The organism is Pseudolysinimonas sp. 10J20-29, assembly GCF_055809595.1.
This window is the reverse complement of record NZ_CM147917.1, coordinates 2,223,978-2,249,369: the sequence shown is the minus strand read 5'-3', so window position 1 is coordinate 2,249,369 and position 25,392 is coordinate 2,223,978. Positions and strand designations below refer to the sequence as shown.

The 25,392-nt window shown below is 71.0% G+C and carries 13 protein-coding genes and 1 pseudogene; 5 read left to right on the top strand and 9 right to left on the bottom strand.

From position 1 onward, the window contains the following. Positions 1–15: 15 nt before the first annotated feature. The 3 genes and pseudogenes from AC0L6Y_RS10850 to AC0L6Y_RS10840 all read right to left on the bottom strand — a co-directional run bounded on the left by AC0L6Y_RS10850 (position 16) and on the right by AC0L6Y_RS10840 (position 6,127). Entirely contained in the window at positions 16–603 is a 588-nt protein-coding gene (locus AC0L6Y_RS10850; RefSeq protein WP_473552210.1) for a thermonuclease family protein, read from the bottom strand. A 38-nt stretch (positions 604–641) separates the two neighbouring features. Continuing rightward, a pseudogene (locus tag AC0L6Y_RS10845) lies at positions 642–5,472 on the bottom strand (DNA glycosylase AlkZ-like family protein). 25 nt (positions 5,473–5,497) lie between these two features. Next, a complete protein-coding gene (locus AC0L6Y_RS10840; protein WP_473552208.1) occupies positions 5,498–6,127 on the bottom strand; it encodes an alpha/beta hydrolase in 630 nt (209 codons plus the stop codon). 23 nt (positions 6,128–6,150) lie between these two features. On the opposite strand from AC0L6Y_RS10840, the gene AC0L6Y_RS10835 reads away from it, so the two are divergent. Both AC0L6Y_RS10835 and AC0L6Y_RS10830 read left to right on the top strand, forming a co-directional pair. Continuing rightward, the gene (locus AC0L6Y_RS10835) at positions 6,151–6,723 is read left to right on the top strand and encodes an NUDIX hydrolase family protein (protein ID WP_473552206.1); all 573 of its coding nucleotides are present in this window, start codon (positions 6,151–6,153) and stop codon (positions 6,721–6,723) included. A 170-nt stretch (positions 6,724–6,893) separates the two neighbouring features. Continuing rightward, positions 6,894–15,260, top strand: coding sequence for a DUF5979 domain-containing protein (locus tag AC0L6Y_RS10830; RefSeq protein ID WP_473552204.1), 8,367 nt, complete (start codon positions 6,894–6,896; stop codon positions 15,258–15,260). Positions 15,261–15,342: 82 nt separating this feature from the next. Here AC0L6Y_RS10830 and AC0L6Y_RS10825 read toward each other — a convergent pair whose 3' ends face one another. Then, the gene (locus AC0L6Y_RS10825; protein WP_473558463.1) at positions 15,343–16,863 is read right to left on the bottom strand and encodes a DEAD/DEAH box helicase; all 1,521 of its coding nucleotides are present in this window, start codon (positions 16,861–16,863) and stop codon (positions 15,343–15,345) included. A 196-nt stretch (positions 16,864–17,059) separates the two neighbouring features. Continuing rightward, positions 17,060–17,524, bottom strand: coding sequence for a hypothetical protein (locus AC0L6Y_RS10820; protein ID WP_473552202.1), 465 nt, complete (start codon positions 17,522–17,524; stop codon positions 17,060–17,062). A 55-nt stretch (positions 17,525–17,579) separates the two neighbouring features. Here AC0L6Y_RS10820 and AC0L6Y_RS10815 point away from each other — a divergent pair, with 55 nt between their 5' ends. After that, the gene (locus tag AC0L6Y_RS10815; protein WP_473552199.1) at positions 17,580–18,086 is read left to right on the top strand and encodes a 2-phosphosulfolactate phosphatase; all 507 of its coding nucleotides are present in this window, start codon (positions 17,580–17,582) and stop codon (positions 18,084–18,086) included. 85 nt (positions 18,087–18,171) lie between these two features. Next, positions 18,172–18,477, top strand: coding sequence for a DUF427 domain-containing protein (locus AC0L6Y_RS10810; RefSeq protein WP_473552197.1), 306 nt, complete (start codon positions 18,172–18,174; stop codon positions 18,475–18,477). 12 nt (positions 18,478–18,489) lie between these two features. Here AC0L6Y_RS10810 and AC0L6Y_RS10805 read toward each other — a convergent pair whose 3' ends face one another. Genes AC0L6Y_RS10805 through AC0L6Y_RS10790 form a run of 4 tightly spaced genes read right to left on the bottom strand, consistent with a single transcriptional unit; the run spans position 18,490 to position 21,580 of the window. Continuing rightward, entirely contained in the window at positions 18,490–19,077 is a 588-nt protein-coding gene (locus AC0L6Y_RS10805) for a CGNR zinc finger domain-containing protein (RefSeq protein ID WP_473552196.1), read from the bottom strand. 34 nt (positions 19,078–19,111) lie between these two features. Further along, positions 19,112–19,567 carry a SprT-like domain-containing protein gene (locus AC0L6Y_RS10800; protein ID WP_473552194.1) on the bottom strand — a complete coding sequence of 152 codons (456 nt, stop codon included), beginning with the start codon at positions 19,565–19,567 and terminating at the stop codon, positions 19,112–19,114. A 2-nt stretch (positions 19,568–19,569) separates the two neighbouring features. Further along, positions 19,570–20,724 carry a PQQ-dependent sugar dehydrogenase gene (locus tag AC0L6Y_RS10795; protein ID WP_473552192.1) on the bottom strand — a complete coding sequence of 385 codons (1,155 nt, stop codon included), beginning with the start codon at positions 20,722–20,724 and terminating at the stop codon, positions 19,570–19,572. Between the two features lie 25 nt (positions 20,725–20,749). Then, positions 20,750–21,580: a spermidine synthase gene (locus AC0L6Y_RS10790; RefSeq protein ID WP_473552189.1), complete on the bottom strand. Its 831-nt coding sequence runs from the start codon at positions 21,578–21,580 to the stop codon at positions 20,750–20,752. A gap of 280 nt (positions 21,581–21,860) precedes the next feature. Here AC0L6Y_RS10790 and rpoB point away from each other — a divergent pair, with 280 nt between their 5' ends. Then, on the top strand, positions 21,861–25,355 hold the full coding sequence (rpoB, locus tag AC0L6Y_RS10785; protein WP_473552186.1) for a DNA-directed RNA polymerase subunit beta: 3,495 nt from the start codon (positions 21,861–21,863) through the stop codon (positions 25,353–25,355). Positions 25,356–25,392 lie beyond the last annotated feature (37 nt).

Here is a 25,392-nt window from a genome sequence, read left to right as displayed (position 1 = left end):
CCCCCGATCGCGGGATCAGCGCGTCGGGCAGGCGCCCCACATGCCGAGCCCCGCGAGGGCGGCGTCGCGCTCCGCGGCGAGCAGCGTCTCGTAGTGCAGGTCGTTCGGGGCGACACGGATCGCCTCGGCGAAGCCGCCCTCGACGAGGCTCAGGTTGATGAACTCGCCGTCGTCGGTCCAGAGGTAGAACAGGCGTCGGTCGTAGTCATCCCAGCTGTCCTCATCGGGGGCCACCCAGAGCGTCGAACCGAGCGGCGCGAGGCGTGCGAGCTCGTCTTCGGCCTCGGCGCCGTAGCACTCGAGCTGCGGGTACACCTCGGGGGTGTCGATGCCGATCAGGCGCACGGCGATCGGGCTGGTCGTGGTGACCAGGTCGCCGGGCTGGTCGGTGGAGAGCTTCAGGGTGTCGCCGTCGGTGATCGACTCGACGCGCATCGGGATGGCGTCGGCGGGGACGGGGATGATCTCCGCCGGGTCGGTGTCGCTCGCGGCGGGCGCGGTGGGCTGTGCGGCATCCGGCCAGTCGAGGTCGACCTCGCTCACCGCGACGAACAGCAGTGCCGCCAGGCCGACAGCGATGACAACGGCGATGATGCGCTTCACGCCTCCAGGCTAGGCGGTGCGAGGCGGCGGCCGGTCGGTCAGCCGCGCAGGCGCATCCCCTGCGGAGTCGCGGCGAAGCCCGCCTGCTCCAGCAGTCGGCCGAACTCGGTTCCGACGCTGAACACGCCGTCGACCTTCTCGACGCGGAGGCGTCCGCCGGTGGCGCGGATCGTCTCGGCGAGCGAGCGGGCGGCGGCGCCCAGGAAGGCGCTCCGCGACTCCGCGTCGTCCGCCTCGGCGCTCGGATCGGCGAAAGTCAGGACGGTCTTGCCGCCGCGTTCGACGTAGAGGGCGAGCGCGCCGTCGACCAGCACAACGAGGGCGCCGGCCTTGCGGCCCGGTCGGTGCCCGGCGGTCTCCGGCCACGGCAGGGCGGCTCCGTAGGCGTTCGCCGGGTCGGTCGCGGCGAGGGTGAGCGCGGTCGGGTCGGCTGCGGCGCCGGAGCGCGCACGGTCGTCGGCGTGCGCGCGCAGCCGATCCACGGTCGCGGGGGTGGCGAACTGCGCGGCGCCGAGCCCGTCGATGAAGTAGCCGCGCCGGGTGCGCCCGGTCTCCTCCAGCTTGCTGAGCACGCGGTAGGCGAGGGCGAAGCCGCCCACGACGCCCTCCGACTGCACGGCGCCGCGGGTGACGACGCCGTGCCGTTCCAGCAGGTTCTCGGCGAGGGCGCTCGCGCGGCGCGTGGCATCGGCGGAGGGCTCGGGCAGCAGGCTCCAGCGTCCGGCGAGCGTCGGCGGGCTCGACATCGCGAGCGACGAGGCGACGCGGGCCCGCGAGCGGGCGGGGCGGCCGCGCGGGGTGGCGCGCGTGCGCGTCGTCGTGGCGCCGAGTCGGGCGCGCACGGGCGCCAGGGTGTCGTTGCCGACGATGCCCGCCCAGGCCAGCTCCCACAGCGCCTCGGCGAGTTCCTTGTCCGGGATCGGCGTGCCGTCCGGCGGGGTGGTCGCGCTCTGCAGCTGCCGGAAGAAGAAGGCGCCTCCGCCGGCGAGGGCGGCGAGGATGCGGGCCTGCACGTCGTTCGGCTCGGCGCGGATCGCGGCCGCCGCGGGCGACTCCACGAGCGTGAGCGGGGCGAGGTCGGCGAGGTGCAGCGAGAGCCAGCCGTCCCCGCCGCTCAGCTCCCCGCCGCCGGCCCAGAGCACCTCCCCGCTCGTCGTCAGCTCGTCGAGCATGGCGGGGCTGAAGTCGCGCACGCGCGCGGGCAGCACGAGGCTCTCCCACGAGGAGGCGGGAAGGGCCACCCCGGCAAGCTGCTCGATCGCGGCGAGCACCCCGTCGATGCCGCGCAGCCCGCCGCGGCCGGGGGCGGCGACCTGCTGCCACTCGGGCAGGAAGCGAGCGAGGGCGCGCTGCGGCACCGGCTCGACCTCGTGACGCAGCGCCGCGAGCGAGCGGCTGCGCAGGCGCCGCAGCACCTCGGTGTCGACCCACTCGCCGCCGCTCGCCCCGGGTCGGAACTCGCCCTCGACCGCGCGCCGGTCGGCGGCCAGCCGCTTCAGTACGTCGGTGACCACGGCGACGCCGAGCCCGAACCGGGCGGCGACATCGCCGGCGGTGAACGGGCCGTGGGTGCGCACGAAGCGGCTGATGAGGTCGCCGACCGGATCCTCGACCGGGTCGAGGAACACGGTTGGCACGCCGATCGGCAGCGGCACCCCGAGCGCGTCGCGCAGACGGCTCGCGTCCTCGACTGTCGCCCAGCGGGGCTCGCCCGCGACGCTCGCCCGAATGACGCGGTTCGCGCGCGCGAGTGCCTCGACGCTGCCGGCGACGTTGACGCCGGATTCGGCGCGCTCGCCGAGTTCGGCGACCGAGAGCGGCCCAAGCAGGCGCAGCAGGTCGACCAGGCCCTCGGCATCCTTCGCGTGCCGGTCCGGGTCGAGGCGCTGCAGCTCGCGCTCGGTCTGCGCGATCACCCCGGGGTCGAGCAGTTCGCGCAGCTCGGCGCGGCCGAGCAGCTCGGCGAGCAGCCCCGGGTCGAGGGAGAGCGCCGCCGCACGGCGTTCGGCGAGCGGGGAGTCGCCCTCGTACATGAACGCAGCGACATATCCGAAGAGGAGGGTGCTCGCGAAAGGGGACGGGACGTCCGTCTCCACCTCGACCAGGCGCACCCGGCGCTGCTGGATGCGCTGGGTGAGGGCGGTCAGGGCCGGCAGGTCGTAGACGTCCTGCAGTACCTCGCGCACCGTCTCGAGGATGATCGGGAAGCTCGGGTACTTGCGGGCCACCTCGAGCAGCTGGGCGCTGCGCTGCCGCTGCTGCCAGAGCGGGGAGCGTCGACCCGGGTTGCGGCGCGGCAGCAGCAGGGCGCGGGCGGCGCACTCGCGGAAGCGCGAGGCGAACAGCGCGGAGGAGCCGACCTCCTCGGTGACGAGCGCGTCGAGCTCCTCGGGCTCGAACTGGAACAGCTCGGCGCCGGGAGGCTCGGCGTCGGTCTCGGGCAGCCGGACGACGATGCCGTCATCGCCCGCCATCGCGGCCGATTCGACGCCGTGGCGTTCGCGAATGCGCGCGTTGACCGCGAGCGCCCACGGCGCGTGCACGGGCATGCCGTACGGGGAATGCAAGACGAGGCGCCAGTCGCCGAGCTCGTCGCGGAAGCGCTCGACGAGCAGCGTGGTGTCGCTCGGCACGGTGCCGGTGGCCTGCTTCTGGTCGGCCACGAATCCGAGCAGGTTGTCGACCGCCCAGGGGTCGAGGCCCGCCTGCTCGAGGCGGCCTCGGATGGCGGACTTCTCGCCGCGCGCGTTGGCGAGCTCGTTCGTGAACGCGCCGATCGCCTCGCCGAGCTCGGCGGGGCGGCCCAGCCCGTCGCCCTTCCAGAACGGCACGCGGCCCGGCTGCCCGAAGGCGGGACTGACCAGCACGCGATCGGAGGTGATCTCCTCGATGCGCCAGCTGGTGGCGCCGAGGGCGAAGATGTCGCCCACCCGCGACTCGTACACCATCTCCTCGTCGAGCTCCCCGACCCGTCGCCCGCCGCCTGACCCGCCCGAGCCGCCTGAGCCGGTCGAGCCGCCTGAGGCGCCTGCGCCGCCCGAGCTGGTTGACCCGCCCGAGCCGGTCGAGCCGCCTGAAGTAGCTGCGCCGCCTGAGGTGGTTGAGCCTGTCGAAACCTCCGACCCCACGATGAACACCCCGAACAGCCCGCGGTCGGGAATCGTCCCCCCGCTCGTCACCGCCAGCCGCTGCGCCCCTGGGCGCCCGGTGAGGGTGCCCGCGACGCGATCCCAGACGATGCGCGGGCGCAGCTCGGCGAACTCGTCGCTCGGGTAGCGCCCCGAGAGCAGGTCGAGGGTGGCTTCGAACGCGGAGCGAGGGAGGGTCGAGAACGGCGCGCTGCGGCGCACCGTGTCGAACCAATCGTCCACGGTGAGCGGGCCGCCGGGGTTCTCGAGCGCGACGGCGGCGACCGTCTGCTGGGCGAGGATGTCGAGGGGGTTCGCGGGCACCTTCAGCGCCTCGATGAGGCCGGTGCGCATCCGCTCGCTCGCGACGGTGGTGTGCAGCAGGTCGGCGCGGTGCTTCGGGTAGAGCACGCCCTTCGAGATCTCGCCCACCTGGTGTCCGGCGCGGCCGACGCGCTGCAGGGCGCTCGCGACGCTCGGCGGCGCCTCGACCTGGATGACGAGGTCGACGGCGCCCATGTCGATGCCGAGCTCGAGCGAACTGGTCGCGACCACGCAGCGCAGGCGGCCCGACTTGAGGTCGTCCTCGATGATCGCGCGCTGTTCCTTGCTGACGCTGCCGTGGTGGGCGCGGGCGAGGACGGGGTCGTGAGCCGGTCGAGTAGGCGACAGGGTCGCCGTATCGAGGCCCGCGGGGCTGGGTTTCGATACGCGATCCTGCGGATCGCTACTCAACCCGCTCACGGCGAGCGGTCTCGATACACCGCCTTCGGCGGCACTCGACCCGCCTTCGGCGCTCAACCCGCTCTCGCGCTCGGCGTAGACCTCGTTGAGGCGCGCGGTGAGCCGCTCGGCAAGCCGACGCGAGTTGGCGAACACGATGGTGGAGCGGTGCTTCAACACCTCGTCGACGATCGACTCGTCGACGTGCGGCCAGATCGAACCGGCGCTCTGCAGCCCGGTCTCGCCCTCGGCGGCCGGCTCGGTGCGGCGCACCCCCAGCTCGCGCATGTCCTCGACGGGCACGACGACGCGCAGCTCGAAGGTCTTCTGCGCGGGCGGGTTGACGATCGTCACCGGCGCGCGACCGCCGAGGAAGCGCGCCACCTCGTCGAGCGGGCGGACCGTCGCCGAGAGGCCGATGCGCTGCGCCGGACGCTCCAGCAGCGCATCCAGTCGCTCCAGCGACACCGCCAGGTGGGCGCCGCGCTTGGTCGCGGCGACCGCGTGGATCTCGTCGATGATGACCGTCTCCACGTTGGCGAGACTCTCGCGCGCCGAGCTGGTGAGCATCAGGAACAGCGATTCGGGGGTCGTGATGAGGATGTCGGGCGGCTCGCGCTCGCAGCAGCCGCCGGTCGGCGCTCGAGGTGTCACCGGAGCGCACGCCGACCTCGATCGGCGGCGCCTCGACGCCGAGCCGGCGCGCGGTCTGGGTGATGCCGACCAGCGGCGAGCGGAGGTTGCGCTCCACGTCGACGCCGAGCGCCTTCAGCGGCGAGATGTACAGCACGCGCGTGCGGGCGCGGCGCTGCTCGGGCGGCGGCGTGGTGGCCAGGCGGTCGAGGCTCCAGAGGAACGCCGACAGGGTCTTGCCGGATCCGGTGGGCGCCACGACGAGGGCGTGGCCGCCCGCGCTGATCGCCTCCCAGGCCCCGACCTGCGCCGCCGTCGGCTCGGGGAACGCGCCGGAGAACCACTCCCGCGTGGCGGGAGAGAAACGCTCGAGCGCGGCGTGCATCCCCCTATTGTCGTCGGAGCCGCCGTCAGAGTCGCGCGCGCAGGAAGGCGACGATGTCGCCGAGCTCGTCATCCGAGATCGAGTGTGCGAGACCGCGGTAGGAGCGCACCGTCGCGTCGGTGTTCTCGTCGAGCCAGCCGGCGGTGTATTCGAACATCCGCTGGGGCACGATCATGTCGTCGAGGCCGTAGCCGAAGAAGACCGGCGGGCGCTGCGCGGCGAGGGCGGCATCCGCCGGCTCCGGGCGCGGGAAGGCGCCGCCGGAGAGGGCGACCGCGAAGTCGACGAGACCGGGATGCCGCCGCATCGTCAGCAGCGACACCATCGCGCCCTGCGAGAAGCCCAGCACCCCCACGCTCGAGGCCCCCGCGGCGGCGTTGGCGAGCCACGCCGCGAAGGCGTCGGCGCCCTGCGCGGCGCTCTCCACCCGCTCCTCGAGCGGCAGCGACTCGTGCCGCGGAAACCAGGCGAATCCGGCGGGCTCCGGCAGGGGAGCGCGCACCGCCGCGATCGTGAACTCGGTCGGCAGGTACGGCGAGAGCGCGAACAGGTCGCCCTCGTGGCTGCCGAGGCCGTGCAGCAGCACGAGCAGCGGCCGGCCTGCCCGCTCTGCTTCGGGGCGAGACCAGATGACCGCGTCGGAGTCGAGTTGCATGTCTCCACGGTAGACAATGGATCATGGCCTCCGTTGGAACCCCGGACCCGACTCCCGACCGCGATCGCGACCCCGAGCCGAACTCGGCGTGGCTGAGCGACCAGGAGCTCGCCGAGGTGCGCCGCCGCATGCCCCTTCTCTATGTGGAGGCGGTGCCGGTGCGGCTGGACGGGATGGGCATCGTGACCGAGGTCGGCGTCCTGCTGCGCGCCAACCCGCACGGCGCGATCTCGCGCACCCTCGTCAGCGGTCGCGTCATGTACGGCGAGACGCTGCGCAACGCGCTGTACCGCCACCTGGAGAAGGACCTCGGTCCGATGGCCTTCCCGCAGCTGCCGGCGAGCCCCGTTCCCTTCCACGTCGCCGAGTACTTCCCGATTCCGGGCCTCTCGGCCTACCTCGACGAGCGACAGCACGCGGTCTCGCTCGCCTACGTCGTTCCGGTAACGGGCACCTGCGACCCGCGTCAGGATGCGCTGGAGCTCACCTGGATGACCCCGGCGGAGGCGTCGAGCGCCGCCGTTCACGCGGAGATGGAGGGCGGCCGCGGCACCCTGCTGCGGGCGGCGCTGGCCTCGGTCGGCGTCCTCGGCTGAGCCTCGATCGGACCATTCCGCGCGCGCACGACCGGTTCACCCCCAAACGGGTCTCCCCTGTCCTGGGACTGACACCTCGCCCTGCCTGCTCGTTAGCGTCGAAGCGACGGTGATCCCGTCTCGGGCCGCCGACCTGCCGCCTGAGCACCGTCTCGCTTGGGGGCCCCCGCTTGTTCAGTCTGTCGCGCCGACGCAGTCGCGCACTCTCGTCCACCCTGCTCACCGCGGCGCTCGCCGGTCTTCTCGGCTCGTTCATCGTCGCCACGCCGGCGACCGCCGCCGAGTACCCGGCCGTGCTCGACATCACGAAGAGCGTCAGCCGCACGAGCGTTGAGCCGGGCCAGTCGTTCACCTACACGATCGCCGTGGACTGCTCGAGCGCGGTGTGTCTCGACGCACAGGTCGTCGACGTGCTGCCGTCCGAGTTCGACGCGCTGACGCTCAACTCCTCGGTGATCGTGACCGGCGCCCCGTCGAGCTACGCCTGGTCGGGCGAGAACAACCGCACGCTCACCGTGGACTTCACGCGCACCGTCGACGGCGGGGTCGGTCTCGACTCCGGTGACGGACCCTCGATCCAGGTCACGCTCACCGTGCCGCTCGGGATCTCCCCGGACTGGGCCTACAACGGCGTTCCGGTCGAGAACTCCGCTGAAGCGACGGCCTCCAACGCCGAGCCGAAGTCCGACGCGGCGACCACCACGGTCGTCATCCCGTACGTGATCGACACCACCGCCAGCGCCACCTGGTCGCCGTCGAGCACGCGATTCCGTGTCGGCGAGGCCTCCGAGCTGACGCTCACCACGCGCAACACCTCGAACGCGCTCGCCGAGAGCCTCACCCTGAGCGTGCCGACCGACCCGACCCTCTCCACCAACTTCTTCGACGTCGTCGACCTCACCGGTTTCGGTGACGTGACCTTCCCGCAGGGCGCCGACCGCATTCAGGTGGATGCCTGGGTCGACGGCGAATGGGTGCTCGGCGCGCCCGCCGAGACCGCCGCGCTGCCGACGGGCGTCGCCGCCGCGGAGGTGACCGGCCTGCGCATCGTGTTCACCTCGTCGACCGGCACGACGCTGACCGCCGATGGCACCGCCGGCTCGGTCGTCGTTCAGCTCGCCCAGCGCTCCGCGTTCCGGTCCTCGGGAAGTTCGCTCGTCGTCGGCTCGACCGTCACCGCCCGCGTCACCGGCACCGTGTCGGTTCCCGGCCAGGGCACCGACTCCGCCACCACCAGCGCGAGCTACGAGATCGGACCGCTCACCTCGGTCGTCTCGGGCTCGACGAGCTTCGACAGCGCGCGGATTCCGGCCGGCACGAGCACCACCGCGACGACGACCGGGCGCAACGACTCGAACGGCATCCTGCAGACCTTCACCGTGACGCAGCCGGCGACGGGGATCCTCTCCGACGCCTCCGTGACGTTCGGCGGGTTCCGCTCGCTCGGCTTCTCCTGGCCGACGGGCGCCACCGGCGCCACCGTGCGCTGGACCGTCGACGGCGGCAGTGCGCCGGCGGACGCCGTGCTCGAGTACGGCGACGCCCTCCCGGCGACTCCCACGCTCAGCGGCGGTCAGAAGATCGTCGGCTTCGAGGTCGAGTTCGCGGGCGCCATCGAGAGCGGCGCGACCACCGCCATCCCGTTCCGCCTCGACGTCGCTGAGGACGCGGTCGCGGCCGACCCCGGGGTGCGCGACATCGGCAACCAGGCCTGGATCGACGGGTACAACGACGCCGGGGCGGCGACTCGCGCCACGCCGAGCGCGACCCTGCAGGTGCTCTACCCGCAGATCAATGTGGGACTCTCCAAGGAGGTCGTCCCGAGCAAGGCGGTCCCCGCGGGCGGTCTGTCGACCGTGAAGCTCACGGCCGTCACGGTGAGCGACTCGGGCTACGTCTCGCCGAACGAGATCGTCATCACCGACGTCGATTCGGGGCTCAGCGACGACTACTGGTCCGCTTTCGACCTGATCGGCATCGCGCCGACCCAGGTTCCGGCGGGGGCGGTTCTCACCGTCGAGACGACGACGAACCGGACCGACTGGACGACGTTCGCGACGGTCAACGCCTCGGGCGGCGCGATCCTGTACCGCGCCGACGTCTCGGATCCCGACATCGTCGGCATCCGGTTCACCTTCACGAACTCGTCCGGCTTCTCGCAGGGCTCGACCGCCCGCGCGAACCTCGCGTTCCAGGCACGCGACGTGCTCCGCGGCACGAGCACCCCGACGGCGATCGGCGACGACGAGGTGGACTACCAGAACACCGCCACGGTGGTCGCGACCGGCGATGTGGAACTTCCGGAAGGCGGCACCGTGGAGGACTCCGCGGCCGCCAGCGACATCGGAACGATCAAGACCGTTCCGGCGGGCAGCGGGGCTCTCGAGCTCGACAAGTCGTGGCAGGAGGTCTCCGGCGCGACCGATGTCTCCGCCCAGTCCCGCGAGAAGCGCACCGCGCGACTCGAGTGGAAGAACCAGGTGCTCGGCTACGACACCGTGGTGATCAGCGATCCGGCAGACCCCGGCACCCCGGTGGCCGAGACGATCTTCCAGACGTTCAACCTCACCCAGATCAAGGCGATCAACTCGTCGAACGACCCGTACATCAAGTACGACCAGGTCGAGAGCGTCGAGATCTTCGACGGCACCACGTGGACCAGCATCGGCACCTGCACGCCCAGCTCGCCGTGCGAGGGCTCGATGCCCGCGATCACCCTGAACGCGACGCAGCAGGAGTCGACGGTCGGCGTGCGCATCACGTTCGGCGAGTACGAGGCGGGTCGCACGACCGACGCCGAGGCGCCGCCGGTCGGCTCCGGTGTCGCCGGGGGCCCGGAGGACCGCACGATCGACCTGGTGTTCGAACTGCGCAACACGCTGCGTGACACGACGGGCGTCGCCGAAGCGGATCAGTGGATCACCGAGGACACGGTGGTCGGCGGCGGGGAGCCGGGCGCGTTCACCAACACGGCCGCCATCGCCGCCAGCGGTGACGCGGGCGAGTACACCGGCTCGGACTCCGATTCGCTGGTCGTGCTCGACGGTGTTCCGAGTCTCAGCTTCGCCAAGTCGGCGAGCGCGGGCGTCTCGACGCCGATCGCGATCCCGTTCCCCGGCGACGTCGCCGAGTCGGGATACCCGAACAGCCGGTTCACCCTGGCGGCAACGAACACCGCTGCCTCGCACGCCTGGTACATCCGGGTCACCGACCAGCAGCCGTGCACCGTCCTGAGCGACTGCGCGCACCTGTCGGACGAGTCCGGCTCCGGTGCGCTCGTCAACCCGTACGAGGGCCACAGCTACGACCCCGCAACGAACCCGTTCGAGAAGTTCACCATCACCAAGGTGAGCTACTCGAGCCTCAGCGGCACCGGCATCAGCGCGAGCGACTCGACCGTGACGGTGCTGCGCGCCGACGGCACCACCCAGACCGTCCCGCTCAACTCGAGCCAGCTCTTGAACGCGAGCTTCCTCGCCGACGTCGTGGGCGTGAGCGCCCTGTTCGCGGGCTCGTCGACGAGCGACGGCGGCACGATCAAGCCGGGTGCCTCGGTCTCGCTCCACCTCGACACCAAGCTCCGCAAGTTCCTGCGCAGCGAGCCGACGACGCTCGTCGGCCCCGGCACCGTCACCAACTCGGCCTTCGCGCAGCTCTGGGACGAGGTGCTCGTCGACGACCTCGCCTACGGCTCGTCGTCGGCCGTGCTGACGCTGCAGGACGCCGGCCTCGACGTCGCCGCGACGAAGACGATCCGCAACTCCGCGGGCACGAACATCAGCTCCCTGCTCGAGAAGGATCGCGCCTCCGAGCTGATCATCCGTCTGACGGCGAACCAGGGCTCCGGGACCGCCTCGCCGAGCGAGGTCGTCGTCGAGGACACCGACGCCGACTTCTGGGAGGCGTTCGAGCTGCGCTCCTTCACCGGCGCGACGCTCCCGGCCGGCGCCAACCGCGTGCGCGTCGACGTGCAGCTGAACGGCACCGACGACTGGGTTCAGGGGACCACGGTCGCCTCCAGCCCGAGCCTGCCGAGCGGGATCACCCGGTCGGAGGTGACCGGCATCCGCGTGGTTTACACCAAGGCGGACGGCACGATCTTCTCGACGACGGCTCCGGCCGCCGCGTGGAGCACGACGATCAACTTCGTGGTGGCGCTGCGCGCCAGCGTGCCGAGCTCGGCCTTCCCGAGCACGATCTCGGACACGGCCGTGGCCACGGTGCGCCACCCGTCGCTCGCCTACGACACGGCATCCGCGACGGACACCCTGGCGTTGGCGACGGGAAGCTTCGTCGTCGACATCTCGAAGACGCCGGCCGTGACGACCACCCCGGCGGGTGAGACGGTCGACTTCACCCTCGTGATGGAGAACACCGGCACCGGCTTCCTCGACAACCCCGTCGTGGTCGACCAGCTTCCGATCGACGCGTCGCTGCGCACCGGCGGACCGCTGGTCTTCGACCCGACCAGCGAGCTCACGTTCACGACCAGCACCGGCGGCGTGCTGCCGACCTCCGGGGTCGAGATCGACTACGACGACTCGGCGCGCACCATCACGCTGAGCTGGCCCGACGGCTCCCGTCTCGCGCCCGATGAGGTGTACACGATCGTCATCCCGCTGCTCGTGGCCCCCGGGCTCGAGGCCTCGTACGTCGCCACCAACCAGATGGAGTTCTCCAGCGACCGCACGCTCAGCAGCTGCGCGAACACGTCGGGCAACGGCAAGCCGGTGGTCCACTCCGGTGCGACCTGCCGCACCGAGCACAGCGTGAGCACTTTCTCGGCCTCGGCGATCACCTCCTTCAAGGGGGTCAAGGGCGACGTGGATGAGGCGGGCGTCTCGACGAGCGGTGCGGAGAACGTCAAGGACTCCGCGACCGAGTGCGTGTCCGACTCCGAGGGCTTCTACCGCCAGCCGTGCGCCGCGAACACCGTGATCGGCGGCACCGATCTCTGGAAGCTGCAGTTCACGAACGGCGGCAACGTGCCCGCGAGCTCGACGACCATCATCGACGTGCTGCCGAACCTCGGCGACGCGTACCTGCGCTCGGGCGCCTCGCGCGAGACCGACTACCGTCCGGTCTTCGCCGGTGCGGTCCAGCTGGAGACGGACGACCTGTCCGAGGGAACGGTCATGACGTGGGAGGTCACCACGACGGCCGACCCGTGCACCGACTTCGAGTCGAACGCGCTCTGCACCACGGCGACGTGGGTCGACGGGGCATCGTTCCCGAGCGCTGACTACGCGAGCGTCACCGCGCTGCGCGTGCACTTCGACTTCACCGGCATCGAGGGGGCCGACAACACTCTGCCGCCGGCCGCCTCGCTCAAGGTCACCTACGAGTCGGTGAACGTTCCGTCGACCAGCGACGACGACGACCGCGCCCCGGTGACCGTGCCGGTCGAGCAGTCGCGCGCCTGGAACAGCTTCGGAGTGTTCGCGACGTTCCCGGGCTTCAGCGACCGTCGGGTCGAGCCGGTGCGTGCGGGTGTGCAGCTCGCCACCGGCCCGCTGCAGATCACCAAGGTGATGGCCGGCGCCGCGGCGGCGTACGCCCCGAACTCGGTGACCGCCGTGCTCGCCTGTGAGGTCGAGGGCGCCGAGGTGATCCTCCCCAGCTCGGGCGAGGTCACGCTCTCGAAGGACAACGCGACCCCGTACGTCGCGCGCATGGACGGCATTCCGGTCGGCACCGAGTGCGAGATCGTCGAATCCGACAGCGGGGCGAGCTCGGTGGCCTACAGCCCCGCCAGCATCGCCGGGGATTCCGCCGTGCTGACGGTCGCGACCGCCGCCACGTCCATCGAGGCGGTGCCGAGCGCGCAGCGCGCGACGATCACCAACACCTACGACACGACGCAGCTGCGCATCACGAAGGACGTCACGACGACCAGCACGGTCGGCACGTTCGGGCCGTACGACTTCACGCTCGAGTGCACCGTCGACACGGGCGCCGAGACGATGGACGTGCCCCTGGCCGAGGGCGACGCGGCCTTCACGCTCGCCGACGGCGAGGCGAAGCTCGTCGCCGGTCTGCCGGTGACGGCCGACTGCGACCTACGCGAGGTCGACGCCGACGGCGCCAACCGCATCCAGGTCACCGTCGGCGAGGCCGACCCGGTGACGGTTGCCGAGAACGGCCCGGCCACGATCGCGCTCGGCACCGACGCCGAGTACGCGGCCGTCGTGGAGAACCACTTCGCCGGCGGCACTGTCTCGGTGCTCAAGTCGCTCTCCGGCGACGGAGCTGAGGCCTACGGCGACGGCCCGTTCACGGTCGAGGTGACGTGCCTCTTCGATGGCCAGACGCTGCTGGAGACCGAGCTCGAGCTCGAGGCCGATGAGGCCGTCGCCCTCGACCCGATCTTCCCGCAGGGCACCGTCTGCACGGTCGTCGAGACCGATGCGGGCGGCGCGACGACCGCGGCCGACGACGCGGCGGTCACCGTTCCCGGCCCGACCGGCGAACAGGTCGTCGGCGCGATCACGGCGGGCCTCACCAACGACTTCGCGGTCGGCAGCCTCGACATCGCCAAGGTGCGCGACGGCTCCGGCGCGACCGCCTACGGCGTCGGCCCGTTCACCGCTCAGGTCACCTGCACCTGGGAGAAGTCGGGCGAGACCCTCACGATTCCGCTGCCCGAGGGCGGCGCCGTGACGCTCTCCAGCGCCAACGGCTACGAGGCCGAGGTCACCGGCCTGATTGCGGGAGCCGACTGCTCGGTGACCGAGACCGGCACCGGCGGGGCGACGGAGTCGACCATCGGCGAGCTCTCGCCCGCGATGATCCCGGCCGACGGCTCCAGCGCGGTGACCATCACGAACACGTTCGACACCGGATCGCTCACGATCGACAAGGTGCGCACGGGCGACGGAGCCGAGCGCTTCGGCGACGGCCCCTTCGAGGTCTCGGTCGAGTGCCGCTACCTCGCGAACGGCGCCTGGCGCGACATCGACCTCGGCAGCGACGCGACGCAGGAGCTCAGCGACGAGAACGACTACTCGGTGACGCTCACCGGTCTGCTGCTGGACGCCGAGTGCACCGTCGAGGAGACGGATGCGGGACTCGCCATCGAGAGCTCCCTCACCCCGGCCGACGGCGTCGTCACCATCACCGACGCGCGGGCGCCGGCGAAGGTGACCGTGACGAACACGTTCCGCATCGGAACGCTCGACGTCGAGAAGGAGGCGAGCGAGGAGCTGATCCAGGGCGGTCAGGAGTTCGACTACACGATCGACGTGCGCAACATCGGAGACGTGGACGCGGCCGACGTGACCGTGGTCGATGAGATCGACGCGCTTCTGAAGGTGCGGGAGATCGAGGCACCCGGCTGGACCGACTGCGCCGTGACCGGCGCGGACCGGGACGGCTTCGGCGGCACCCTCACCTGCGTCCTCGACACCGTGCTGGCGATCGGCGGCATCGCGCCGACGATCACGGTCGGCGTGAGCGTCGACCCGGAGATCCGCCAGGACACGCTCGCCAACGAGGCGTTCGTCACGTCGAGCACCCGCGTGGTCGATGGCGACGATGACACGGTCACGGTCGACGTGGCCTGGCTCGACGCCACCGCGACGCCGGAGTGCGTCAGTGACGCCCCGTGGCTGAACTACACGGTGGACGCGCACAACCTCGCGGTCGGCGGACGCACCATGGTCGTCGAGTGGCTCGACGCCGATGACAACGTCATCTCGACGGTGTCGATCGCGCTGACGGAGGACGGTGTCGTGAGCGGTCGCCTGCTGTGGCCGGGCGCGACGATCGATGCGGACGAGCGCGGCACGGGCTGGCCCGGCTGGCGCGAGGCCATCGCCGGCGAGACTCCCGACTGGGAGAACCTCGTGCTCGACGAGACGCTGCCCGAGTACGCGCTGCGCTCCGGCGCCCAGGTGCGCATCACGATCAACCCCGAGACGACGCTCGCGGTCGAGTATCCGCCGGCGACGCTGGCGTGTGGTGAGACTCCGACCGACCGCACGTCCGACCTGTGGCTCACCAAGTCGACGGATGCGACCCGGGTCGACCGGGAGCAGAGCTTCGACTACACGATGAGCATCGGCAACGCGGGGCTGGGTGCCGTCACCGACGTGCAGCTGGTCGATGACGTGCCCGACGTGCTCAAGATCGTGTCGGTGACGCCGCAGCGCGCGGTCGACGGCCCGCAGTGGATCGGGTGCGAGGTCACCGACCGGCTCCCGAACGGCTACGGCGGCACGGTGGTGTGCGACCTGGACCGCGCGCTGGGCTATCAGCAGCGGACGCCGGACGTGATCCTCACGGTGACGCTGAGCCCCACGGCTGCGCCGGGCACCGTCCTCAATGTGGCCCGCGTATCGGCGATCGAAGCCAACGACGGACGGCTCCGCGAGCTCGAGACGTTCGCCCTTGAGGACGACGCCTCGATCTGGTCGACCGGCACGCTCGCCCTCACGGGCAACGAGTCGCGCCAGGTCGTCCTGGTCGCGCTGCTGCTGATGGGACTCGGTGTGCTGCTGTTCGCGGCATCCGGAGCCCGCCGCCGCCGCGCCCATTAAGCCACTCTCCCGAGGCGGGAACGGGTCCCGCCTCGGGAGAGGCTGATGCTGTCGGGTTCCGCTGCGACGCAGCGGGCCGGGTCTAGCCGATCGGGCGCGAGCTGCGACGGCCGCCGCGACGCGGGTTGCCGCCGCCGGTCGACGTGCCGTTCGAGTTCGTGGAGTAGACCGAGCGGGCCCCACCGCGGGTGCCCGCGCTGCCGCCGGTGCGGGCGGCGCCTCCGCGGCCCGAGCTCGCGGCGCCGGCCGTGGCTGCGGCCCCGCGGCCGGAGCCCTGCGAGCGACGTCCCTGGCCCGAGCCGCGGCTCGACTGGCCCTGGCCCTCGCGCGCCGCGCGCTTGCGCTGCGCGTTGGCGCCCTGCGAGCGTCCGCCGCCACGGGCGGGCTGCGCCGCACGGGGAACCGGCGTCACGTACTCGGCGACCTCGCCGACGAGCTCCCGCACGGGGGCCGAGTCGGAGGTCACGCGCTGCGTTGCCGCCGAGATCTGCGCCTTGCGCATCAGCTGGGCGAGGTCCTTCTCCTGCGCGGGCAGCACGACGGTGACGACGTCGCCCGACGAGCCGGCACGCGCCGTGCGGCCGCTGCGGTGCAGGTACGCCTTGTGCTCCATCGGCGGGTCGACGTGCACGACCAGCTCGACATCGTCGACGTGAACGCCGCGCGCCGCGACGTCGGTCGCGACGAGCACGCGAGCGCTGCCGTCGGCGAAGGCCGCCAGGTTGCGGTCGCGCGCGGGCTGGCTCAGGTTGCCGTGCAGGTCGACCGCGGGGATGCCCTCGGCGGTGAGCTGCAGGGCGAGCTTCTTCGCGTGGTGCTTGGTGCGCATGAAGAGGATCCGGCGGCCGGTGCCCGAGGCGAGCGTCTTGACGAGCTGCTTCTTCGACTCGACATCGGCGGTGGCGAAGATGTGGTGCGTCATGTCGGCGACGGGGGAGTTGGCCTCATTGACGGAGTGCATGACGGGCGAGCTCAGGAACTTCGCGACGAGCTTGTCCACGCCGTTGTCGAGCGTGGCGCTGAACAGCAGACGCTGGCCGTCGCTCGGGGTGGCGTTCAGGATGCGGGTCACGCCGGGCAGGAAGCCGAGGTCGGCCATGTGGTCGGCCTCGTCGAGCACGGTGATCTCGATCGCGTCGAGCTTGGCGAAGCCCTGCTTCATGAGGTCTTCGAGGCGACCGGGGCAGGCCACGACGATGTCGACGCCCGAGTTGAGGGCCTGCACCTGGCGGTTCTGCGAGACGCCGCCGAAGATCGTGGTCGTCGTCAGGCCGTAGGCCTTCGCGAGCGGCTCGAGGGTGGCGTTGATCTGGGTGGCGAGCTCGCGGGTCGGGGCGAGCACGAGGCCGAGCGGGCGGCCGGGGCGGCGCGCGCCTCCGGCGAGGCGCGTGCCGAGACGCGCGACCATCGGGATCGAGAAGGCGAGGGTCTTGCCCGAGCCGGTCTTCCCGCGGCCGAGCACGTCGCGTCCCGCGAGCGTGTCCGGCAGGGTGTCGACCTGGATGGGGAAGGCTTCGGTCTTGCCGGCCGCGGCGAGAGCCTCGACAAGCGGGTACGGCACGCCGAGCGTGCTGAAGTTGGTGGACACAGTGGTCCCTTTCATGGCAGTGCCGGTCGAGTAGTCGCGCGTCAGCGCGGCGTATCGAGACCAGCGGAGGGCGAGCGTGACGGTGGCCACGTCGAATCGCCGTAAGAAGATGTCAGCCGGGCCTCGGATATCCGAGCGGCGAGGGATGCGTTCTTCGACGCAAGAAGCGCGGGATCGCGCTGCAAGTGGTCTCAGGCTAGCAGACGGCGGTTCAGAGCCGTGCGAACAGGCGTCGCAGCCGCGTGGCGCGCCACTGCCACATGATCCACATCGCCGCCCAGATGAACGGAGTTGCGATCCCCGCGCTGATGTCGAGCCGGTCGCGGTAGAGCGTGCCGCCGCCGGGCAGAGCCGAGACGGCCATCCGGTGCCGCCAGCGCGAGATGACCGACAGGGGACCGGTGAGCGGGCGCCCCGAGTCCTCGATGATGTGAACGCCGTCGCGCTCGGCGTACGAGATGACGATCTTCTGCTCCCCGACGGCGATGATGCCCATCAGGGTGCTGAGGGCGACGCGCGCCTCGCCCTCGGGCCAGTGCTCGGGGAAGATCGCGGGCTCGACGGGCACCATCTCGATGATCGGCGCATAGATCTCGGCGAAGCTCGCGGGGGAGCGCAGCGCGTTCCACGCGGCGTCGGTGGGGCAGTCGACTTCGAGGCGGAGTTGGACGCGCATGGTTCCAGTCTCCGCCTTGCGGGGCCGAATGGCGAGGGCCGCTACTCTCGCTGTCATGAACTCCCCGTCCTCCGATCCGCACGCCCAGTCCTCCTATCAGGTGCGCTTCGACTGGGGTCGTTCCGGGGCGGACGCGATCGGGCGCGACGTCGAGGCGATCGTCTGGGTCGATGAGCTGGGTGCGGCGCCGATCCCCGAGTTCGCGCCCGGGCCGGCAGTGGTCGCCGCGACGCTCGACTCGGCCGCCTCGCTTGCCGCCTGGGCGCTCGCTCGTCAGGAGTCGCTCGGCGGCCGCTTCCGCATCGCGGTCGTGGCGGCCGGAGCGACGCGTGACGATGGCAGCGAGCGCTTCGCGGTGGAGGACCTTCTCGCGGCCGGGGCCGTGATTGACGCGCTCGCCGAGGTGGGCATCGACCACAACTCGCCCGACGCGGCGGCGGCGGCCGCCGCCTACACGGGCCTTCGCCGGGCGACGCGGCACCTGCTGAGCGCCTCGGCGAGTGCGCGCGAGGGGCAGGCCCCGACGGCGCTCGGCTCGGAGGTCGTCGTCGCGAGGGAATGATCTGCGGCGGTTCGCGGTTGGAGTCAAGACACCGCGACGGCCCCGAGCCGGAGCGCGGTGCGGACCACGAACCACGGGAGAGATCATGCCGAAGGCCGTACTCAACGGGACTGTCATTGCCGAAGCCGACGCGTCCGAGGTGCTGCACATCGAAGGCAACATCTACTTCCCGCCGTCGAGCGTGAAGAGCGAGTTCCTCGAGAAGAGCCCGACGCCGTACACCTGCGCGTGGAAGGGCGACTGCCAGTACTTCTCCGTCAAGGACGGCGACCAGCTGCTGCAGGATCGCGCATTCAGCTACCCGACGCCGCACGCGAGCGCGTTCGACCGCGTGGGCGCCGACTTCTCGAACTACGTGACGTTCTGGAAGGAAGTCCAGGTCGTCGAGTAGTCGCTTCGGCGGCTAGCGCGCCGCGCGCGCCCGCTCCCGGTGGGCGCGCACCTTGGCGCGGTTGCCGCAGCGCTGCATCGAGCACCAGCGGCGGGACTGCGTGCGCGACTCGTCGCGGAACAGCAGGTCGCAGTCGGCGGCGCCGCAGCGGCGAAGCGCCGCCGGGTCGCCCTCGAGCATGGCGATCGCCTCACGCGCGAGCGACGACAGAGCCTGACTGACGCGGATGCGCGAGGCCCCGGCCTGCCGGCCGCCGCCGGCGAGGCGCGGGGGCAGGTCGGGCATGGCCGCGACGAGGTTGACGACGTCGATGTCGTCGGGGTCGGCGGCGGCCGCGGTGTGCCGCGCCTCGGCGAGGCGGGCGATCGCGCGGGCCAGGGTGCGCGCGTCGAGCAGGTCGCGAGCGGTCGCATCCTCGGCGGCGAGCCGCGGCACGCGCTCGGCGAGCCAGGCGCCGAGGTGCGCGGCCGAGTCCACCGGGGTCGCCGCACGCGCGCCGGGGATGCCGCCGAGCGCATAGGCGAAGTCGAGCGACTCCGCGCCGGCCTCGAATCGCCAGGTGGTGCCGTCGGGGGTGGTCACGAGCTGGCCGGTTGACATGTAACCAGTATCGCCGGTTGCGAGACCGTGCCGATCACGTGGAGCGCTGCGTCCAGGCGATGCGGTGGCGACGGTCGAACCGGCGCGAGCACTGCGCGCAGGAGGTCACCCGCTTCGGCCGCCGGTAGCGGTAGTGCTGGTGCCCGGCCGGGCAGACGCCGACCCACGGGGCGAGCTCGGTGGCGACCGGACCGTGATGCACGCGTCCGCCGACGTAGCCGAGGTCGGCCGCGATCGCCTTCCACTCGGGGCCATGCCCGGCCGCGGGGCCGGCGAGGGCGTGCGCGACCTCGTGCAGGAGCGTCTGATGCACCTCGTCGTCGTCGGAGCGCTCGGCGATGAGCCGCGACACCGTGATCCGGTGCTTCGTGTAGTCGCAGGCGCCGGCGCGGGTTCGCGCGTGATCGAAGGCGAACGTCCAGACGGCGGGGTCCAGGTGCAGCCGGATGAGGGCCTCGGCCCAGGTCCGGACGCGGTCGAGCTCCGCCACCCTCAGTCCTCCCCGAGCGGACGCAGGTCCGCCTCCATCAGGCGATCGTCGCCCGCGCGCGGGTTCCCGCGCCCGTCGGTGTTGTTCGTCAGAATCCACAGGGTGCCGTCCGGTCCCGGCGCGACGTCCCGCACGCGGCCGAACTCGCCGACGAAGTACGCCGCGGTCTCGACCGCCGCCCCCTCGGGGCCGGGGGTGATGCCCCAGACCCGCTCGCCGCGCAGCGCCGCGAGGAACAGGGTGCCGTCGATGTAGGCCAGACCGCTCGGGCTCGCCTCCGAGGTGGACCACTGCGCGACCGGGTCGACGAATCCCTCGCGCCCGCCCGCGCCCTCCACGATCGGCCAGCCGTAGTTGGCGCCGGGCGTGATCAGGTTCAGCTCGTCCCAGGTGTTCTGGCCGAACTCGGCGGCCCAGAGCCGTCCCTCGGCGTCCCAGGCGATGCCCTGCGGATTCCGGTGCCCGAGCGAGTAGACGACCGAGCCGGGGAACGGGTTGTCGCCCGGCGCCGTGCCCTCGGGCGTCATCCGCAGGATCTTGCCCGCGAGGCTCGCCGGATCCTGAGCGGCGTCGCGGTCGCCGGCATCGCCCGCGGTCGCGTAGAGCATGCCGTCGGGCCCGATGGCGATGCGGCCCCCGTTGTGGTTGCCGGACTTCGGGATTCCCGCGAAGACCGGCTCCGGCTCGCCCAGCCGCAGTCCCTCGCCGCTGCCGGCCACCGGCAGGCGCACGATGCGGTTGTCGTTCGCCGCCGTCAGGTAGGCGTACAGCCAGCGCTCGTCTGCGGTTTCGAACGGCGCGAGCCCGAGCAGGCCGCCCTCGCCCGCGGGTGCCGCGGCATTGATCGTGGCCAGCGTCGTGGTGGCGCCGGAGTCATCGAGGCGCACGATTCGGGCGGAGTCGCGTTCGCTGAGCACCACGGTGCCGTCGTCGAACCGCGCGATCGACCACGGGGCGGCGAGGCCGGTCGCGAGATCGCGCACCTCCCCGGTCGGCTCGACGCCCGAGGCGGCGGCCGGGCTCGGGTCGCTCGGCGTGCTCGGCGCGGTCGTCGGGGCGGAGGGCCCGTCGGCGACGCACCCGCTCAGTGCGACGGCCAGTGCGAGCGCGGTCACACCGACCGCCGTGCGGCCCGCCGTCGTCGATGCTCGAAGCATGCTCTGAGGCTACGCCGGGGCCCCGTCACGCGCCGCCGCGCTGTTCGAAGACGCTCTTATTGGGTGTGGGGGAGGGAATGGCGGTCTGGTCGGTGACGATCGCGGCGCCGGCGATCCAGTCGCGCAGCGCGCGCCCGTGGACGAGCGCGGCCGGATGCGGTCCGCCCGCCAGCAGCCGCGGCATCCAGTCCAGCGGCAGCTCGCCCTTCGACGCCACCAAGACGAAGTTGCCGAAGCGCCGCCCGCGCAGCACCGCCGACTCGGCGAGCACGGCGACATCCGAGTACGCGACCCCGAGGGTCGCCGCCTGGCCCCGCGCGAAGGCGCCGCCGGCGCCGTCCGCCGCATTCACCAGCAGCACGCCGTCGGGGGCGAGCAGCTCGGCGCACTCGGTGTAGAACTCCAGGCTTGTGACGTGCGCCGGAATGCGCGCCCCGCCGAAGACGTCGACGACGAGCAGGTCGACGGAGCCGCGCAGTCCCGCCGGGAGCTTGCCGAGCACCTCCCGCGCGTCGCCGTAGCGCATCCGGATCGAGGCGCCGCGGGGAAAGGGCAGCGCCTCGCGCACCAGTTCGATGAGGTCGGGCTCGAGCTCGACCACCTGCTGCCGCGAACCCGGCCGGGTGGCCTCGATGTAGCGCGGCAGGGTCAGCGCCCCCGCGCCGAGATGCACGGCGGTGAGCGGTCCCGCCGGAAGCTGGTCGATCACGTGGCCCATGCGGCGCACGTACTCATAGAAGAGGTGCGTCGGATCGCCCAGATCGACGTGCGACTGCGGCGTTCCGTCGACGACCAGCTCGAACGAGCCGGGCACGTGACGGTCGGCGCGGACCTCCGCGTGAAGGCCGCTGCGCAAGGGGCGAGAGGACTCGGAATCCACCGTTTCTGACTGCCTTTCCCCGCGCTTATAGACCCATTCACAGGTCAAGTCAAGGAATTACTGGACATGTCGCGGAGTTGGGACATATAGTTGACCTTTGCGCTCCCACACTCTCACGCCGTCATATTGCGGTCGGCTGGCGCGCCCGGAGAGAGACCCCGAGTATAGCGGCGGGGTTATTGATTCATGGGCATGGGGCGTTCTCTCCACTACCGACACAGAATGAGACTCTTTCGTCTCACGGAGGTTGTTTTCCTTGGTTGCTGCGCGCTCCGCATCCAGTAAGAAGTCCCTCAAGAACGGCCGCACCGCATCGCGGCTGTCCTTCGCCAAGATCACTGACACGCTGACGGTCCCCGACCTTCTCGCGCTGCAGACCGAGAGCTTTGACTGGCTTGTCGGCAACGACGCCTGGAAGGCCCGCTCGGCCGAGGCGAAGGCAGCCGGCAACGACTCGGTGCCCGAGACGACGGGCCTCGACGAGATCTTCGAAGAGATCAGTCCGATCGAGGACCTCGGCGAGACGATGCAGCTGTCGTTCTCTCAGCCCGAGCTCGAAGAGCCGAAGTACACGATCGACGAGTGCAAGGAGCGCGGCAAGACCTTCGCCGCGCCGCTCTACGTCAACGCCGAGTTCATGAACCACATGACGGGCGAGATCAAGACCCAGACCGTCTTCATGGGCGACTTCCCGCTCATGACCCAGCGCGGCACCTTCATCATCAACGGCACCGAGCGTGTCGTCGTCTCGCAGCTCGTCCGCAGCCCGGGCGTCTACTTCGAGCGCCAGATGGAGAAGACCTCCGACAAGGACATCTACTCCGCTCGCGTCATCCCGAGCCGCGGTGCGTGGCTCGAGTTCGAGATCGACAAGCGCGACCAGGTCGGCGTTCGCATCGACCGCAAGCGCAAGCAGTCGGTCACCGTCTTCCTCAAGGCCCTCGGCCTCACCAGCGAAGAGATCCTCGAGCACTTCGCCGGCTACGAGTCGATCGCCGCGACGCTGGAGAAGGACGCCATCCTCACCAAGGAGGAGGCGCTCAAGGACATCTACCGCAAGCTCCGTCCGGGCGAGCAGGTTGCCGCCGAGGCCGCGCGTGCGCTGCTCGACAACTTCTACTTCAACCCGAAGCGCTACGACCTGGCGAAGGTGGGTCGCTACAAGATCAACCGCAAGCTCGGGATCGACGCGGACCTCCGCGACTCGGTGCTCTCGGTCGACGACATCATCGCGACGATCAAGTACCTCGTCGCGCTGCACGCCGAGCAGAAGACCCTCCCGGGTGTCCGCGACGGCAAGAAGGTCGACATCCGCCTCGACGTGGACGACATCGACCACTTCGGCAACCGCCGCATCCGCGCGGTCGGCGAGCTCATCCAGAACCAGGTCCGCACGGGCCTGAGCCGCATGGAGCGCGTCGTGCGCGAGCGCATGACCACGCAGGACATCGAGGCGATCACGCCGCAGACCCTGATCAACGTGCGCCCCGTCGTCGCCGCGATCAAGGAGTTCTTCGGAACCAGCCAGCTGTCGCAGTTCATGGACCAGAACAACCCGCTCGCGGGCCTGACGCACAAGCGGCGTCTCTCGGCCCTCGGCCCGGGTGGTCTGTCGCGTGAGCGCGCCGGCGTCGAGGTTCGCGACGTCCACCCCAGCCACTACGGCCGCATGTGCCCGATCGAGACCCCGGAAGGCCCGAACATCGGCCTGATCGGCTCGCTCGCCTCGTTCGCGCGGATCAACTCGTTCGGGTTCATCGAGACCCCGTACCGCCGCGTCACCAAGGGCAAGGTCTCGACCACGATCGACTACCTCACCGCGAGTGAGGAGGACGAGTTCGTCGTCGCCCAGGCCAACGCGCCGCTCACCGCCGACTTCCGCTTCGCCGAGCCCAAGGTGCTCGTGCGGAAGAAGGGCGGCGAGGTCGAGCTCGTCGACGCCGAAGAGGTCGACTACATGGATGTCTCGCCGCGCCAGATGGTGTCGGTCGCGACCTCGCTCATCCCCTTCCTCGAGCACGACGACGCGAACCGCGCCCTCATGGGTGCGAACATGCAGCGCCAGGCCGTGCCGCTCCTGCGTTCGGACTCGCCGTACGTCGGAACCGGTATGGAGAACTACGCCGCGATCGACGCCGGCGACGTCGTCACCGCCCACAAGGCCGGTGTCGTCGCCGAGGTCAGCGCCGAGGTCGTCACGATCCAGCTCGACGAGGGCGGCACGCAGGAGTACTACCTGCGCAAGTTCGACCGCTCGAACCAGGGCACCAGCTACAACCACCGCGTGATCGTCGATGAGGGCGAGCGCGTCGAGGTCGGCCAGGTCATCGCCGATGGCCCCGCGACCGAGAACGGTGAGCTCGCGCTCGGCAAGAACCTCCTCGTGGCGTTCATGCCGTGGGAGGGTCACAACTTCGAGGACGCGATCATCCTGAGCCAGAACCTGGTCAAGGACGACGTGCTCAGCTCGATCCACATCGAGGAGTACGAGGTCGACGCTCGCGACACGAAGCTCGGCAAGGAGGAGATCACCCGTGACCTCCCCAACGTCAGCCTCGACCTGCTCGCCGACCTCGACGAGCGCGGCATCATCCGCGTCGGCGCCGAGGTCCGCCCCGGCGACGTCCTCGTCGGCAAGGTCACGCCGAAGGGCGAGACCGAGCTCTCCGCCGAGGAGCGCCTGCTCCGTGCGATCTTCAACGAGAAGAGCCGCGAGGTGCGCGACACCTCGCTCAAGGTTCCTCACGGTGAGCAGGGCACGATCATCGGCGTCAAGGTGTTCGACGCGCAGGACGGCGACGACGAGCTCGGCTCGGGCGTCAACCAGCGCGTGGTCGTCTACATCGCCCAGAAGCGCAAGATCACCGAGGGCGACAAGCTCGCCGGCCGTCACGGCAACAAGGGCGTCATCGCCAAGATCCTGCCGGTCGAGGACATGCCGTTCCTCGCCGACGGAACTCCGGTCGACGTCGTGCTCAACCCGCTCGGCATCCCCGGTCGAATGAACTTCGGCCAGGTGCTGGAGACCCACCTCGGGTGGGTCGCCAAGCAGGGCTGGAAGGTCGACGGCTCGCCGAAGTGGGCCGAGACCCTTCCCGCCGAGGCCCGCGAGGCCGAGCCGGGCACCAAGGTGGCGACGCCGGTGTTCGACGGCGCCTTCGAGTCCGAGATCGAGGGGCTGCTCGACAGCACCCTGCCGAACCGCGACGGTGAGCGCCTGATCGACTCGAGCGGCAAGACCCGCCTGTTCGACGGTCGTTCGGGCGAGCCGTACCCGGCTCCGATCTCGGTCGGCTACATGTACATCCTGAAGCTGCACCACCTGGTGGACGACAAGATCCACGCCCGCAGCACCGGCCCGTACTCGATGATCACGCAGCAGCCGCTGGGTGGTAAGGCGCAGTTCGGCGGCCAGCGCTTCGGTGAGATGGAGGTGTGGGCCCTCGAGGCCTACGGCGCCGCGTACGCGCTGCAGGAGCTCCTGACGATCAAGTCCGACGACATCCTCGGCCGCGTGAAGGTCTACGAGGCGATCGTCAAGGGCGAGAACATCCAGGAGCCCGGCATCCCCGAGAGCTTCAAGGTCCTCATGAAGGAGATGCAGTCGCTGTGCCTGAACGTCGAGGTGCTCGCGGCTGACGGTTCCGTCATCAGCCTGAAGGACACGGATGACGAGGTCTTCCGCGCCGCTGAAGAGCTGGGCATCAACATCTCCACCCGCTTCGAGTCTTCGTCTGTCGACGAGATCTGATCCGGGCCCGTACACAGGTTTATAGAGAACTAGCGAG